This is a genomic window from Salinirubellus salinus (genome assembly GCF_025231485.1).
GTDB classification, from domain to species: domain Archaea; phylum Halobacteriota; class Halobacteria; order Halobacteriales; family Haloarculaceae; genus Salinirubellus; species Salinirubellus salinus.
Genome location: NZ_CP104003.1, coordinates 3,705,468 through 3,718,612, shown reverse-complemented (window position 1 = coordinate 3,718,612; position 13,145 = coordinate 3,705,468). Strand labels below are relative to the sequence as shown.

Genomic DNA, 13,145 nt, shown 5'->3' with positions numbered 1-13,145 from the left:
CGGCAGACGAGCGGTAGGCTCCCCGTTCCAGCGACGTCCGCTCGGCCTACGTCACCTCGACAGTCTCCGTGGTGGTCTCGGAGGGAGTCCCGGTCCCGGTCTCAGTCTCGGTCTCAGTCTCAGTCTCAGTCTCGGTCGGCGTCGGACTGTCGGTCGGCGTCGGCGTGGGACTCTCGCTGGGCGTCGGCGTCGGACTGTCGGTCGGCGAGGGCGTCGGCGTCGGTGTGCTCGTCGGCGTCGGCGTCGGGGTCGGACTCTCCGTGGCCGTCGGGGTCGGGCTGGGTGGTATCGGGACGGGCGTCGCCGCCGTCGTCGGGGCTCTGGTCGGCGTCGCCGTTGCCGTCGGGGTCGCCGTCTTCGTTGCCGTTGCCGTCGGTGTCTCCGTCGGCGTCGGCGTCTCATCCGACGGGATGGTGATCGTCGTCTCGGCGTCCTCGGTCAGCAGCACCTCGAACGGCGTGTCGGCCGGGGCCGAGGCGGGGTCAAGGTAGCCGACGGCCATCGCGGAGTAGACAGTCTCACCTTCGAGCGGGACATCAACCGAGGTGACCACCGTGCCGTTGTTCGCCGCTGTCGCCGCGCGGATGTCCACGGTGTAGTTGCCGGCGGGAACGGTCACGTACGACGAGGCGTTCTGGAACGTGACGTTGTCGGCGAGCACGACCGTCTCGTTACCCTCCCCGACGGTCACGTCGACCGCGGGCGCGTCGGGCGAGAGGTGGACGACTCGGAGGGCCGACTCGTTCTCCCCGACCGCGAGCGCGTCGTCACTGAACGCGACCGGCGCGAACGTGGTGTTGGCAGTCTCACTGATCTCACCGCTGGCGGCCACGGTGGTCGCCGACCGCGGCTCGAACGTCACCTGGTCGTCGAACACGACCGTGTCAGGGTCGTCCGCGGCGGTGATGGTGACGTTGTACGTCCCCGCAGCCAGCTCCAGATAGTCGGTCACGTCACCGAACGAGGCGTTCGCGACCACCGTCTCGTTCTCGACGAGGACGTCCACGGCTGGCGCGTCTGGCGACGCGTGAGCCACACGGACGTACGTGGTCTCCTGTGACGTCAGGGCCGCCGGTTCCTCGTCCTCGTGTTCGTGCTCCGCGAACAGCGCGCCGGTCGACCCGACGAGCGCGATCGAACCGACGACGACGGCGAGTACGACCGCCACTGTCGCTACCGGGTTTGTCGACATAGCACGTGGTGACTCGACAGGCTCGGGCTTCGTTATATTTCTTCTATCTGATATCTCAGTCGACGAACATTCACGGTAGGTTCGTCGTAGCGAACCCCGTGCTCGGACGCCGAGTACCGCTCACGTGGAGGGGACCGACCCTCGGTAGGGTCGTCCTGTCTCCCGATTCCCCGACAGTTTCGACGACGGTCGGCGGACCGTCCGGTTCGGTGGAGGCTCCGGCGAAGACGGAGCGCTGAGCGGCGCCTCGGTCGCCCGGAGCGGGAGACCGGGACTTATCCCCTCGGGACGGCGAGAGAGGCGTATGCCGATACCGACCGACTCCGACGCGTGGGCGGGCGGCGAGTCGCCAGCCTCCGAACGGAACCTCGTCCTCGCGTTCCTCTCTGAACACCCCGGCGAGGCGTACAACGTCCAGGAGATCTGCGACGCCGCGCTCGGGACGGCGCTGCTCGACGACCTCGTGGCCGGCGACGTCGGCCCGGAGGACCTCGGCGAGACCGGGGAGCAGGCTACGTTCAGGCTGGCGACGCTGTTCGACACGATGACGAAGGCCGAACTCATCCTGCAGCGGCTCGAACGCGAGGGGTTCCTCGAGAGTCGAATCGTCGAGGGGGACGACGTGCCCTCGGGGCACTACTACACCATCGCCGAGACGGACGTCTGAACCGGGCTACAGGACCAGCACCTCCACCCCGACCGTCCCGTACTCGTCCATCGCGGCCAGTCGCTCGGGCAGTTCGGCCAGCGACACCTCCCGCGTCACCAGCGCACCGGGGTCGAGTGCCCCCCCTGCGACCGCGTCCAGCAGGTCGCCGTACCGGCTCGGCGGACAGCCGCGCGCACCCAGCCAGTCCACCTCCCAGCGGGTCATCCAGTCCGTCGGCAGGCTCACCTGGCCGCGTTCGGCGTCCGTGGTGAGGCCCACCTGCACGTGCCGGCCGAGTTCGCGGAGACAGCGCACGGAGTTCCGGGCCGTCTCCGCGCGCCCCAGGGCGTCGAGCGAGACGTCCGCGCCGCCGTCGGTCAGGTCCTCGACCTCGTCGACCGGGTCCGCCTCGGAGGCGTCGACGGTGTGGGCCCCGAGGTCGGCCGCCATCGCCAGCGGTTCGTCGGCCACGTCCACCGCGACGACCTCGGCCCCGCGCGAGCGGGCGACCTGGACGGCTGAGAGGCCCACCCCACCGCAGCCGTGGACGGCGACCCACTCGCCCGCCTCGACCGCGGCCCGGTTCGACAGGGCGTGGAACGCGGTGGCGAACCGACATCCCATCGAGGCGGCGGCGACGAACCCGACCGAGTCGGGGAGTCGCTGGAGGTTGAACGCCGCGTGGGGGACCGCCACCCGTTCGGCGAACGCGCCGGGCGCGCTCGACTCGAAGCCGAGGGCGTGGCCGTCGCGACAGACGTTGCCGTGACCAGCGGTGCACCGTCCGCAGGCACCACAGCCGAGGTCGAACGGGACGACGACCCGGTCGCCCTCGGCGAACGTCTCGACCTCGTCGCCCACCGCGACCACCCGGCCGGCGGGTTCGTGGCCCAGCACCGAGTCGAGCGGTACCTGGTCGTCCGCCCACTCGCCGTGGCCCTTCCAGGCGTGCCAGTCCGAGCGGCAGATACCGCAGGCCTCGACGGCGACGACGGCCCCGTCCGGGTCGGGCGTCGGGACGGACACGTCTGTCACGTCCAGCGGGTCGCCGTACGAGCGGAGGAGCGCAGCGCGCATACCGGCCGGAGGGGGCGCCGTAGACTAAATCCTCCGGCCGGCGCCGGTCGCGAGGGGTCGTGGCACCGACACCCTCGTCGTACCGAACTGCAGGCACCAGTACTCTGACGCTTCGTCGTGAGCCGTTCTATCTCGTACCCTTCCGTTCCGTTTCCACACCATCGGCCGCCTTCCCTCGCGGCCGACACCGTACGGTAGTGGCCGAGGGTGCATAGGACCCGACCCGAAACACTGCGGGTCTGGGGGGAGTCACTCCCCGAGGAGTGCGCTCAGGTTCCGCTCGCCCCAGACGAACGCGGCGCGCCGACGGTCGTCGAACGAGAGGTACTCGCCGACGGCGCGGAGCGCCAGCGCCTCCTCGCCAGCGTCGGCCCCGCGCTCGTTCACCACCGTCGGGTCCGCCGGGTCGGCACCGGGGGCGACCCACGCCTCCTCGACGGGCGCTCCGTCCTCGGCGGGCGCGCGGTAGCGGAGTTCCGCGCCGTTCTCGAACTCGACGACCACCGTCTCGCGACCACGGTCGACGACGCGCGTGCGGACGCCGACCACGTCTGGGAGTGTCTCCGTGCCGGTTCGGTCTGCGTGCTGGCCAGTCGCCATACCGGACAGAAGGACCGGAGTCCCGTCCGTCTCGACCCCCAACAGTAGGGGTCGGGCGGTCAGACCGCCAGCGTCTCGGACAGGAGCTTCCCCTGGGCGGCCGCGAGGTGTTCGGCGAACGTCGAGAGCCCCACGTCGAGCGCCTCGGCCACCTCGGTGGCGTTGGCCTCACGCGGGTACTCGAAGTACCCCAGCTCGTAGGCCGTCGCGAGCACCTCACGCTGACGTTCAGTGAGCCGCCCCCGGTCGACGACGGTACGGTCGCCTCGCCCCTCGCCGTCGGCGGCGGCGTGGACGAGGTAGCGCATCTCGACGTCGTCGGCGACGGCCTCGAGGTCCGAGACCACCTCCTGCAGTCGCTCGACACCCGGCAGGTGGAGCGTCAACACGAGGTCACCCCCCTCGACGCGGACGTCGGCCAGTGGGTGGCCCAGTGACTCCACCACCTCGCAAGCGCAGGTGGCGTCCGGGCCGGCCTCGCGACTGAACTGGTAGACGCGCTCGTCGCCCACCTCGAGCACCGGGTCGGCGTCGGCCAGCGCGGTCGTGTTCTCGGCGGCGACGTCGCTGTCGACGCGGAACTCCTCGGTGAACGTCTCGTCCGCCCGGGACCACGTCACGTCGGTGACGGGGGTCGCCGTCTCGGCGGAGAGCGCGGCGACTGGACAGTTCGACGGCCCGCTCACGGCGATTTCGGCACGCACACCCGACATACACGCACCTACGGCTCTCCGACCCGAAAAACCACGCTCGGCGGGGGATGCTTCCGGAACCCGGCTCAGACGAGGAGGTCCGGGGGGTCACCGAGCGCGTCGAACGCCCCGTCCGTCACCGCCGCCCCACACTCCGGACACCCGACCGCACAGAGTTCCGTGCGGGCCGGCGCGTCCACCTCGAACGCGGCCTCGCAGGCCGGACAGTCGAACTCGTACCAGTCGGTCATGCCAGACACTCGGGGGCCGACGCCCGTACCGACCGGCCCCCACTACTGCGGGGACCGTCGTCCGGTCACCCACGGCCCCGGCCGGCCCGGATTCAGCCCCGGTAGCGCGTGATGGGCGACAACTCCTCGGTCGCCGGGTCGGCGAACTCGTCGCGGGCGATGACCCGCTTGTGCACCTCGTCGGCCCCGTCGACGTAGCGGAACTGCCGGGCGCTGGTGTAGAACTCCGCCAGCGGCAGGTCGTGGGCGATGCCGTTACCCCCGACCAGTTGCATCGCCGCGTCGACGGCCTCGTTCACGGCCCGCGCGGTGAACACCTTCGACTTCGAGACGTCGACACGGGCCTCCTCGCCGGCGGCGATGCGGTCGGCCGTCTGCCGGACCATCGCGCGGGCCGCCCGGAGGTCCGTCGCAGCCTCCGCGATGGCGAAGCGCGGCCCCTGCTTCTCCGCGATGGTGGAGTCGAACGCCTCGCGCTCGCTGGTGTACGCGGTGGCGATGTCGAGCGCGCGCTGGGCCATCCCCGTGTAGCGCATGCAGTGCGTCAGGCGGGCCGGGCCGAGTCGCTGCTGGACGTGGCTGAACCCCTCTCCCTCCTCGCCGAGCAGGTGCTCCTCGGGCACCCGCACCCCGTCGTAGACGATCTCGGCGTGACTCACGCCGCGCGTGGTCCCGCCGATGTGCGGGATGTTCCGCTCCACGTCGACACCCGGTGCCTCGGCGGGGACGAGGAACAGCGAACACCCCTCGTAGGGGTGGACGTCCGGGTCCGTGCGCGCGAGGACGACCAGCACGTCCGCCTCGACGCCCTGCGTGGTCCACCACTTGTGGCCGTCGATGACCCACTCGTCGCCGTCCTTCTCGGCGGTGGTCCGGACCATCTTCGGGTCCGACCCGGCACCGGGCGTCGGCTCGGTCATCGAGAAGCCCGAGCGGAGCTTGTCCTCGACGAGCGGCGCGAGGTACTGCTCCTTCTGGAGCTCGGTCCCCACGAGTTCCAGCAGGTGCATGTTCCCCTCGTCGGGCGCCGCGACGTGCATCGCGGTGGCACCGAGCGGCGAGCGGCCCGCCTCCTCGAACGTGGGCAGCACGTCGCGGAACGAGTAGCCCATCCCACCCCACTCCTCGCTCACCTGTGGCGCGTAGACCTCGTACTCGCGGGCCGCCTCGCGGAGTTCCCGGACGGTCCCGCGAGAGACGGCGGTGCCCGCCGCGAGTTCGCGCTCCTTCGGGAGGACGACCTCCTCCATCAGTCGCTCGGCGCGTTCGGCCAGTTCCCGTGCCACCTCGCTGTCCGCGTGGGTGTACATACCGTGCGGTTCCACCCGTACCCCCCTTACCACCTGCCCGCAGTACTACGGCGTGGGAATCAGCGATACCCCCCTCAAGAAGGGCCGTACTGTTTCGGGTCGGGTGCGAACCCGGTTCCGGCCCTATCTACTGTCGATGAGCGTCACACACCTCAGGGAGTCGGTCGGTGTCGAGTCGACGGTGCTGACGGCGTCGCGGGCGGCGCTGGCGGGGCTGGTCGTCCTGTTCGCCGGGCTCCACCTCGCCGCCGTCGAGGTGCCGCTCACCGCGCAGGCGGCCGTCTACCTCCTCGGGATGGTCGCGCTGAACCTCCCGCACGGCGGCTACGAGCACTTCGCCAACCTCCGTCGCCGCGCGACGACGTTCAGGGGCACGTACGTCGCCGGCTACCTCCTGCTCGCGGGCGCGTTCGTCGGCCTGTTCCTCCTCGCACCCGTCGCCGGCCTCGCACTGGCCATCGGGGTGGCGGTGCTGAAAGGCGGCGGTGGCGACCTGCACGTCCTCCGGGCGACGACGGGGACCAGCCACCTCCGCTCGCGCCCCCAGCGACTGCTCGCGGTGGCGGCCCGCGGCGGCGCCGTCATGGCCGTCCCCATCGTCGCGTTCCCGAACACGTTCCACACGTTCTCCGCGCTGATGGTGAGCATGGTCGACCCGGCGGGGCTCGGCGGGGTCTCGTCGTACTTCTCGGTCACGCGGCCGCTGGTCGCCGTCGGCTACGCCGCCGTCGTCCTCGCGCACCTCGGCTGGGGGTTCCGGAACCGCACGGGGGACGGCGCGTGGGGGGCCGACGCCGCCGAGACGACCCTGCTCGTGACGTACTTCGCGGTCGTCCCCGTCGTCGTCGCCGTCGGCCTCTACTTCCCGCTCTGGTACTCGCTCCGGCAGGTGAGCCGGGAGCTCGCCGTCGAGGAACCCGACCTCGGCGGGGCGGATCTACTCGGTGGCCCCGACGCCGACGCCGGCGGCGTGGCGCTCCGGGCGTGGGGGGTGCTGGTGGCCGGTGCGATGGCGACGGCCGCCGTCGCGGTGGCGTTCTGGACCCTCGTCCCGTCCCCGATTCCCGGCCCGAACCTCCGCCTCGGCCTCGTGGCGTTCTGGAGCGTCTTCATCAGCGTGGTGGCGCTCCCACACGTCGTGGTCGGGAGCGTGCTGGACCGGGGACGGGGTATCTGGCACGTCCCGTAGCGGGGCCGGGCGAGCCGGGGCCTCACGTCACCGTACCGACTGGACGGCCGCCCGGAGCCGCCGCTCCCGACGTTCGGCGGGCGCCTCCACGGGGACGGCCGGGTCACCGTACACGTCGGCGCAGAACCGCGCCACCACCGCCGTGAACGTCTCGGGGTCGTCGACGGGGACGTAGTGGTCACCGGGCAGCCACCGGAGGTCCGCCCTGGCCCGGCCGGCGAGTCGCCCGGCGTGACTCGGGAGGGGGTCGTCGGTCCCCTGGACGAGGAGCGTCGGCCCGTCGTACGCCTCGACGTCCGGCCACGACTGGGCGAACACCAGCGCCCGGAGCGCGCTCGCGTACGCCGGGAGGTAGGGGTGGGGGGCCTCCTCTGCCGGCGGGACCTGCGACTCGTGGACCGGCGCGCGCTCGAGGCGGCGGGCGAGCGGAGGCACCCGTGCGGCGGCGTCGTAGACGTAGTTGACGACGTACTGGATCGCGCTGAACACCAGTCCGACCGGCGTGCGCCAGTTGAACGCCGATCCGGCGAGCACCAGTCCCTCGACCCGGTCGCCGTGTTCGGCGGCGACCCGGCCGGCGACGTACCCGCCGAGCGAGTGGCCGACGAGGACCGCACCGTCCACCGCTTCGAGGACGGCGGCGACGTCGGCCACCGCCCGCTCCATCGTGAACGTCGCGTCCGGGTGGGTACCGTGGCCCGGCAGGTCCACGCGCACCACCCGGTAGTCGTGGGCCAGTCGCTCGGCGTGTGGGGTCCACGCGTGTCGCGTCCACCCGGCGGGGTGGAAGAACACGACGGCAGGGTTCGTGTCTGCACCGTCGGTCGTCGTCCAGTCGAGCATGGCCGCCGGGACGCGACGGGAGGACAAAGCCCCGGGGGCCGACTCCTGCGGGCCGAGAACCGTCAGCCGAGCGTGACGGTGCAGGCCGTGAGGAGTCAGTCCGAGCGCAGCCCGAGCGACGCCAGCGCGCCGCCCTCGTTCGCGGCGTCCTCGACGACGGCCTGCGCGGCGTGTTCACCGCTCACCAGCGTCATCGGCATCCCGATACCGGGCGCGGTGAACGACCCGGTGTAGTAGAGTCCGGGCATCGCGTCAGAGCGGTGGTCCGGGCGGAAGGGGCCGGTCTGTCGGAGGGTGTGCGCGAGGCCGAGTGCCGACCCCTGCGGGTAGCCGAACTCGGCGAACTCCGTGACGCAGGCCGACTCCTCGACGACGATCCGGTCGCGGAGGTCCACGCCGGTGTGTTCGGCGAGGTCGTCGAGGACCTGCTCGCGGAAGCGGGCCCGGACCGTGGGCGGGTCGTCGAGGCCGGGGGCGACGGGCACGAGGACGACCACCGTCTCGTGGCCGTCGGGCGCGACGGTGTCGTCGGTCCGGGACGGGACGTTGACGTAGTAGGACGGGTCCTCGGGCCACGCCGAGGTCTCGAAGATGGACTCGAAGTGCCCACGCCAGTCCGTCGGCAGGACGAGCGTGTGGTGCTCGAGCTCCGGCAGCTCGCCCTCGACACCGAGGTAGAGCATGAACGCGCTGGGCGCGTAGGTCCGGTCGTTCCAGTAGTCGGTACCGTGGTCGTGGCGGGACGGCGGGAGGAGGTCCCGCTCGACGTGGGCCGGCGGGGCGTTCGCCACGACACGGTCGGCCTCGCGTTCGCCGTCGGCCGTCGAGACGAGGAGGCCGTCGGGCAGGCGTTCGAGACCCGTCACCTCGGACCCCGTCTCGAACGTGACGCCGAGTTCGCGCGCCACCTGGGCGATGCCGTCGACCACCGCCCGGACGCCGCCCTCGGGGTAGTAGACGCCGAGGTTCAGGTCGACGTGGCTCATCAGCGAGTAGAGCGCGGGCGTGTTGTACGGCGACCCGCCGAGGAAGACGAGGGTGTACTCCAGCAGCTGCCGGAGTTTCGGGTGGTCGACGTGCGCCGAGACGTGGTCGTCCATCGACCCGAGCAGCGTGAGCCCACGGGCGGCCCGCAGGAGGTCCGGGTCGACCCAGTCACGCCACCGGGGCCGGTCCTCGTAGACGAACTCCTCCATCCCGACCTCGTATGCCTCGCTGGCACCCGCGAGATACTCGTCGAGGGCGTCGGCCGCACCTGTCTCGTACGACTCGAACAGGTCCCGCTGACCCTGTCGGTCCGCCGGAACGCTGGCGCTGTCGCCGTCCTTCCAGAACACGCGGTAGTTCGGGTCGAGTCGCTCCAGCGAGTAGTACGTCTCCGGCCGGCGGCCGAAGCGAGCGAAGAACCGCTCGAACGTATCTGGCATCAGGTACCACGAGGGGCCGGTGTCGAACCGGAACCCGTCGCGTTCGATGCGGCCGGCGACACCACCGAGTTGCTCGCGCCGCTCGAGGACGGTCACGTCGGCGCCGGCGTCGGCGAGGTGACAGGCAGCCGAGAGGCCGCCGAACCCCGCACCAACCACGACCACGGATTCCGAGTCGAGTGTCGTGTCCTGCATACTCGTCGATACGGACGGGACGCTCCTCGCCCCCCACCCGCAACAGTGGGGGCATTCTTGCGTGGCGACGACGGTAGATTTAAATTCGGTAGCGTGGCCAGCGTAACTATGCGACTCGGTGGGGCGGACCGGACGGGAGGCGGCGGCGAGCGACGGGAGCGGGCGCAACTCGTGTTGGCCGCCGCCGCGGTCGTCGCCGTCGCGCTCGCGCCGGTGGTGCTGGCGTACCTCCAGCTCGGCGCCCACCCGGACGTGCGGGCGCCGGCACCGGAGCCGGGCGCGTCGGCCGAGCGGTTCCTCGAGCGCGCGACCCACGAGGCGGGGAGCGAGGTGACGGGGGACGCGTGGTCGGACCGACGACTGGCCGTGGCCGAGGTGCGCGAGTCGCTCGCCCCCCGACTCCGGACGCTGGAGACCTCCCGAGTCGAATGGGGGACCGTCTTCCGGGTGGCGTACGCGCCCGAGGTGGCGGCCGAGTGGGCGGCGAACGAGTGTCCGCGCGGGGCGGGCCGAGCGTTCGGGACCTGTCGGGCGGTGGACGGCGTCGTCGTCCAGGAGCGCGCCGGCGAGACGACGGTGCTGACCGTCGCCTACGACGTGACCGTGACGAGCGAGGAGGGGCGCCGCGAGTTCACCTTCCTGGTGCCGGTGGTCGGTTGAGCGCGCTAGCCAGTCGTCCCGGAGGATCGTGCGCGGGGGATGACTCGTCGCTACTCGTCCCCGCCGTCGGTCAGCAGTTCCACCTCGTCCTCGGCGTCCTCCTCCCGCAGGAACGACGGGGCCTCGTCCTCGTCCGACTCCTCGTGCTCCGCGAGTCGGTCCTCGTACGCCTGTTCCCAGTCGGCGCGATGTCCGTGGCACATGGTACACCACGACATGGGCCTCGACAGACGACAAGGTTTCGGTGGAACACTCACACGGCCGAGAGAGCCGGCCGGAGTAGGACTGCGGCCGGGGCTGGCCGCGCCCTCACTGCCGTCGGGGCACGGCCCCGGCGAGACTCACCTCGCGCCGCTCGCCTCGCCGCCGTCGGTGACGAGGTCGTAGTCGTCGTCGTCCGTCGGCTCGTCGGAGAGGTGCCCGGGCGTCGTCTCACCGGCCTCGGCCGCCCGACGCTCCTCGACGAACTCGAGGAATGCCGCGCGCGTCTCTTCCCAGTCCTCCGTGTACACGTGCCAGACCATACCGCACGTTGCGGGCGCACGAACCACAAGGTTTCGGAGGGGGCAACCCGGACGCCGGCCGGCGGTCCGGGTCGCCCCAACGGCGACGGGTCGGGCGGCCGAGGCGGCGGGCGTGTGCGAGGCAGGCGGCTGCCGTTCGCCCGCCGTCAGCCGAGCACGACGGGCATCGGCGTGAAGCAGAGCACGCCGAGGACGAGCGTCAGCGCTCCCACGAGCTTCCGGCCGGTGCCGACCGGCGTGTCGTCGAGCGGTTCGGCGCTCCCGGCACGCCCGAGCAGGAGCGTGAGGAACCCCCAGACCGCCCAGACGCCGGCCGAGCGGCCGCCCTCGAACAGGTAGAGGTAGCCCGCGAGGCCGAACAGGGCCACCGGGACGGCACGCTGGACCGCCCCGAGGTAGTCGCCGACGAGCGCCTTCGTGACGTGGGCTCCGTCGAGCTGGCCCACGGGGAGGAGGTTCAGGAACGTGACGAACGCCCCCACCCAGCCGCCGACGACGACGGGGTTGACCGAGAGGCCCTCGCCGTAGACGAGTGGCTCACCGAGGAGCGCGGCCACGCCCTGTATCAGGAGCGGGTAGCCGAGCGTCACCCCGCCCGCGACCTGCGCCACCTCGACGGGCGGGAGCGAGACGCCGATGGCCGTGACGACGACGGTGGCGACCAGCCCGGCGAGCGGCCCGGCCACGCCGATGTCGAACAGGGCGTCCCGGTCCGGGATGTGGTCGTTCATCGAGATGACGGCCCCGAGCGTCCCGAGCAGGTTCGGCAGCGGGATGAAGTACGGCAGACTCGCGGCCACGTCGTGGTGCCGTGAGAGCGCGTAGTGGCCGAACTCGTGGACCGCCAGCACGCCGAGGACGGCTGCCGCGAACGGCCACGCCTCGACGAGCCGGGCCGGGTCGGCCAGCGGGTCGACACCGTACCAGCGCGACCCGGCGAACAGCGTCGTCAGGACGGTGGCGAGGAACAGGGCGACGTTCGTCCACGGCACCCCGTCGACGCCCACCGACCGCTCGGTGGCGACGAGGACGTACTCGCCCGTCTCGTAGTTGAGCATCACGCGGTAGCCCCGCTCGCGGAACTGTGGGGCGAGTCGCTGGACGACGTTCTCGCGCTCGACGAGCGGCTCGCCGTAGTAGCGGACGTCGCCGTCCGCGACCTCGACCTCGTAGACGTGGAACGCCTCGTCCAGCGCGTCCGGCCCCAGCCCCGTCGGGAGCGACGTGGACATCGTCGGTACTAGGGTCGCGAGTCGTTTAGCGCTTTCCGAGGCGGCACCGTTCGGCCCCGCTCAGGCGCCGTCGCTCGGCGTCTCGGCCGCCGCCTCGGCGTGCCGTTCGGCCTCCTCGCGGGTCATCCCGCGCACGCCACAGACACAGGAGAACAGTTCGGGCTGGGTGGGTTCGTCCACCTGCGCCCGCTCGGTCTGGACGAGTTCGCCGTCCTCGTACGCGTAGGCGAGTCGGAAACTCACCTGCGAGACGGCCTCGATTCGGTGGTCATCGGCCGGGTCCGGGTCCGCGATGGCCCGCTCGTGCTCGGCCTGCATCCCCTCTTTCCACTCCCACAGGGTCGCCTCCGGGTCGCGGTCGTCGCTCATGCGGGTCGGAACCACGCGAACGACAAAAATCCGGGGGATACCGGCTTGAGACCGACGACTGCGACTATAACCGAGGACACACAACCGTCTCGGCGACCATGTTCTCGCTCGACCGATACGGGTCCGCGCTGGCCGACGTGGACTACCTCACTCGGTCACCGAACCGGGTCCGGGTGCTCAGTGGGCTCTCGGAGTCGCCGCGGGAGCGGCGGGAACTCGCCGAGGAGACGGGCATCACCCGGCCGACGCTGAGCCGGATCCTCGACGAACTCGTCGAGCGAGGGTGGGTCACCCGCGACGGCCGAACGTACCACGCCACCGCGCTGGGGCGGTTCCTCGCCAGCGAGTTCGAGGCGTTCGTCGAGCGGGTGCGGCCCGTGGCGCTCCTCGACGACGTCGCTCGCTGGTTCCCCCGCGAGGGGTTCGAGTTCGAACTGGACCGACTCGCCACGGCGGAGGTGGTGACGGCGACGCCGACGAACGCCGTCGCGCCGACCACACACGCGGTGCGCGAGCTCCGGCAGGCCACCGAGGTGACCGTCGTCTCGCCCGCCGTCCTCCCGAGCGCCATCGAGGCGTGCCGGGACCCGACGGTCGACGGCGACCAGCACATCGTGGCCATCGTCACGGCGGCCGTCGTCGACGCCCTGCGCGCGGATGCCGCCCTCTCCGCGACGCTCCACGAGATGCTGACGGCGGGCCGGACCGAACTGTTCCGCTACGACGGGACGGTCCCGTACCCGCTCCTCGTCACGGACGACCGGGTCACCATCATCCTCTCGGACGACGAGGGCGCTCCACACGCCGCGGTCACCAGCGAGGACGACGCCGTCCGGTCGTGGGCGCGGACCACGGCCGAGGCGTTCCGGACGGAGGCCACCCGACCCCCACCGGGGACGTTCGCGGTGTGAACGCCGTCCACGGTCCGGACGAGG

General features: G+C 71.7%; 16 protein-coding genes. 4 read left to right on the top strand and 12 right to left on the bottom strand.

The window, feature by feature from the left end:
* Nucleotides 1-46: 46 nt before the first annotated feature.
* Nucleotides 47-1,168, bottom strand: coding sequence for a DUF4397 domain-containing protein (locus N0B31_RS19535; RefSeq protein ID WP_260593308.1), 1,122 nt, complete (start codon nucleotides 1,166-1,168; stop codon nucleotides 47-49).
* Nucleotides 1,169-1,496: 328 nt separating this feature from the next.
* Between N0B31_RS19535 and N0B31_RS19530 the strand changes: the two genes are divergently transcribed.
* Entirely contained in the window at nucleotides 1,497-1,859 is a 363-nt protein-coding gene (locus tag N0B31_RS19530; RefSeq protein WP_260593306.1) for a hypothetical protein, read from the top strand.
* A gap of 6 nt (nucleotides 1,860-1,865) precedes the next feature.
* Here N0B31_RS19530 and N0B31_RS19525 read toward each other — a convergent pair whose 3' ends face one another.
* The 5 genes from N0B31_RS19525 to N0B31_RS19505 all read right to left on the bottom strand — a co-directional run bounded on the left by N0B31_RS19525 (nucleotide 1,866) and on the right by N0B31_RS19505 (nucleotide 5,771).
* Nucleotides 1,866-2,918 (bottom strand): alcohol dehydrogenase catalytic domain-containing protein, encoded by a 1,053-nt coding sequence (locus N0B31_RS19525; protein ID WP_260593305.1) that lies wholly within the window; start codon nucleotides 2,916-2,918, stop codon nucleotides 1,866-1,868.
* Between the two features lie 249 nt (nucleotides 2,919-3,167).
* Nucleotides 3,168-3,518, bottom strand: coding sequence for a hypothetical protein (locus tag N0B31_RS19520; protein WP_260593304.1), 351 nt, complete (start codon nucleotides 3,516-3,518; stop codon nucleotides 3,168-3,170).
* 59 nt (nucleotides 3,519-3,577) lie between these two features.
* The gene (locus tag N0B31_RS19515; protein ID WP_438271175.1) at nucleotides 3,578-4,231 is read right to left on the bottom strand and encodes a helix-turn-helix domain-containing protein; all 654 of its coding nucleotides are present in this window, start codon (nucleotides 4,229-4,231) and stop codon (nucleotides 3,578-3,580) included.
* Nucleotides 4,232-4,296: 65 nt separating this feature from the next.
* Entirely contained in the window at nucleotides 4,297-4,461 is a 165-nt protein-coding gene (locus N0B31_RS19510; RefSeq protein WP_260593300.1) for a DUF7560 family zinc ribbon protein, read from the bottom strand.
* A 92-nt stretch (nucleotides 4,462-4,553) separates the two neighbouring features.
* A complete protein-coding gene (locus N0B31_RS19505; protein WP_260593298.1) occupies nucleotides 4,554-5,771 on the bottom strand; it encodes an acyl-CoA dehydrogenase family protein in 1,218 nt (405 codons plus the stop codon).
* A gap of 136 nt (nucleotides 5,772-5,907) precedes the next feature.
* Here N0B31_RS19505 and N0B31_RS19500 point away from each other — a divergent pair, with 136 nt between their 5' ends.
* Nucleotides 5,908-6,960, top strand: a complete 1,053-nt coding sequence (locus N0B31_RS19500; protein WP_260593297.1) for a Brp/Blh family beta-carotene 15,15'-dioxygenase — start codon at nucleotides 5,908-5,910, stop codon at nucleotides 6,958-6,960.
* Nucleotides 6,961-6,987: 27 nt separating this feature from the next.
* Here N0B31_RS19500 and N0B31_RS19495 read toward each other — a convergent pair whose 3' ends face one another.
* Both N0B31_RS19495 and crtID read right to left on the bottom strand, forming a co-directional pair.
* Nucleotides 6,988-7,803, bottom strand: a complete 816-nt coding sequence (locus N0B31_RS19495; RefSeq protein ID WP_260593295.1) for an alpha/beta fold hydrolase — start codon at nucleotides 7,801-7,803, stop codon at nucleotides 6,988-6,990.
* Between the two features lie 95 nt (nucleotides 7,804-7,898).
* Nucleotides 7,899-9,425 carry a bifunctional phytoene desaturase/3,4-desaturase gene (gene crtID, locus N0B31_RS19490; RefSeq protein WP_260593294.1) on the bottom strand — a complete coding sequence of 509 codons (1,527 nt, stop codon included), beginning with the start codon at nucleotides 9,423-9,425 and terminating at the stop codon, nucleotides 7,899-7,901.
* Between the two features lie 108 nt (nucleotides 9,426-9,533).
* Here crtID and N0B31_RS19485 point away from each other — a divergent pair, with 108 nt between their 5' ends.
* Nucleotides 9,534-10,085 (top strand): DUF7261 family protein, encoded by a 552-nt coding sequence (locus N0B31_RS19485; RefSeq protein WP_260593292.1) that lies wholly within the window; start codon nucleotides 9,534-9,536, stop codon nucleotides 10,083-10,085.
* A 50-nt stretch (nucleotides 10,086-10,135) separates the two neighbouring features.
* Here the strand turns inward: N0B31_RS19485 and N0B31_RS19480 are convergent, their stop codons facing one another.
* The 4 genes from N0B31_RS19480 to N0B31_RS19465 form a co-directional block, all read right to left on the bottom strand.
* Nucleotides 10,136-10,288, bottom strand: a complete 153-nt coding sequence (locus N0B31_RS19480; protein ID WP_260593291.1) for a hypothetical protein — start codon at nucleotides 10,286-10,288, stop codon at nucleotides 10,136-10,138.
* A gap of 138 nt (nucleotides 10,289-10,426) precedes the next feature.
* Nucleotides 10,427-10,609: a hypothetical protein gene (locus tag N0B31_RS19475; protein WP_260593289.1), complete on the bottom strand. Its 183-nt coding sequence runs from the start codon at nucleotides 10,607-10,609 to the stop codon at nucleotides 10,427-10,429.
* 146 nt (nucleotides 10,610-10,755) lie between these two features.
* Nucleotides 10,756-11,841 (bottom strand): site-2 protease family protein, encoded by a 1,086-nt coding sequence (locus N0B31_RS19470; RefSeq protein WP_260593288.1) that lies wholly within the window; start codon nucleotides 11,839-11,841, stop codon nucleotides 10,756-10,758.
* A 60-nt stretch (nucleotides 11,842-11,901) separates the two neighbouring features.
* Complete coding sequence (locus N0B31_RS19465; protein ID WP_260593287.1) at nucleotides 11,902-12,210, bottom strand: hypothetical protein; 309 nt, start codon at nucleotides 12,208-12,210, stop codon at nucleotides 11,902-11,904.
* 98 nt (nucleotides 12,211-12,308) lie between these two features.
* On the opposite strand from N0B31_RS19465, the gene N0B31_RS19460 reads away from it, so the two are divergent.
* Entirely contained in the window at nucleotides 12,309-13,121 is an 813-nt protein-coding gene (locus N0B31_RS19460) for a helix-turn-helix transcriptional regulator (RefSeq protein ID WP_260593285.1), read from the top strand.
* Nucleotides 13,122-13,145 lie beyond the last annotated feature (24 nt).

Excerpts from the sequence above, each read along its gene's own strand:
- N0B31_RS19530 (WP_260593306.1), top strand. The coding sequence starts at position 1,497 with ATGCCGATACCGACCGACTCCGACGCGTGGGCGGGCGGCGAGTCGCCA.
- N0B31_RS19525 (WP_260593305.1), bottom strand. The coding sequence starts at position 2,918 with ATGCGCGCTGCGCTCCTCCGCTCGTACGGCGACCCGCTGGACGTGACA.
- N0B31_RS19520 (WP_260593304.1), bottom strand. The coding sequence starts at position 3,518 with ATGGCGACTGGCCAGCACGCAGACCGAACCGGCACGGAGACACTCCCA.
- N0B31_RS19515 (WP_438271175.1), bottom strand. The coding sequence starts at position 4,231 with ATGTCGGGTGTGCGTGCCGAAATCGCCGTGAGCGGGCCGTCGAACTGT.
- N0B31_RS19510 (WP_260593300.1), bottom strand. The coding sequence starts at position 4,461 with ATGACCGACTGGTACGAGTTCGACTGTCCGGCCTGCGAGGCCGCGTTC.
- N0B31_RS19505 (WP_260593298.1), bottom strand. The coding sequence starts at position 5,771 with ATGTACACCCACGCGGACAGCGAGGTGGCACGGGAACTGGCCGAACGC.
- N0B31_RS19500 (WP_260593297.1), top strand. The coding sequence starts at position 5,908 with ATGAGCGTCACACACCTCAGGGAGTCGGTCGGTGTCGAGTCGACGGTG.
- N0B31_RS19495 (WP_260593295.1), bottom strand. The coding sequence starts at position 7,803 with ATGCTCGACTGGACGACGACCGACGGTGCAGACACGAACCCTGCCGTC.
- crtID (WP_260593294.1), bottom strand. The coding sequence starts at position 9,425 with ATGCAGGACACGACACTCGACTCGGAATCCGTGGTCGTGGTTGGTGCG.
- N0B31_RS19485 (WP_260593292.1), top strand. The coding sequence starts at position 9,534 with ATGCGACTCGGTGGGGCGGACCGGACGGGAGGCGGCGGCGAGCGACGG.
- N0B31_RS19480 (WP_260593291.1), bottom strand. The coding sequence starts at position 10,288 with ATGTGCCACGGACATCGCGCCGACTGGGAACAGGCGTACGAGGACCGA.
- N0B31_RS19475 (WP_260593289.1), bottom strand. The coding sequence starts at position 10,609 with ATGGTCTGGCACGTGTACACGGAGGACTGGGAAGAGACGCGCGCGGCA.
- N0B31_RS19470 (WP_260593288.1), bottom strand. The coding sequence starts at position 11,841 with ATGTCCACGTCGCTCCCGACGGGGCTGGGGCCGGACGCGCTGGACGAG.
- N0B31_RS19465 (WP_260593287.1), bottom strand. The coding sequence starts at position 12,210 with ATGAGCGACGACCGCGACCCGGAGGCGACCCTGTGGGAGTGGAAAGAG.
- N0B31_RS19460 (WP_260593285.1), top strand. The coding sequence starts at position 12,309 with ATGTTCTCGCTCGACCGATACGGGTCCGCGCTGGCCGACGTGGACTAC.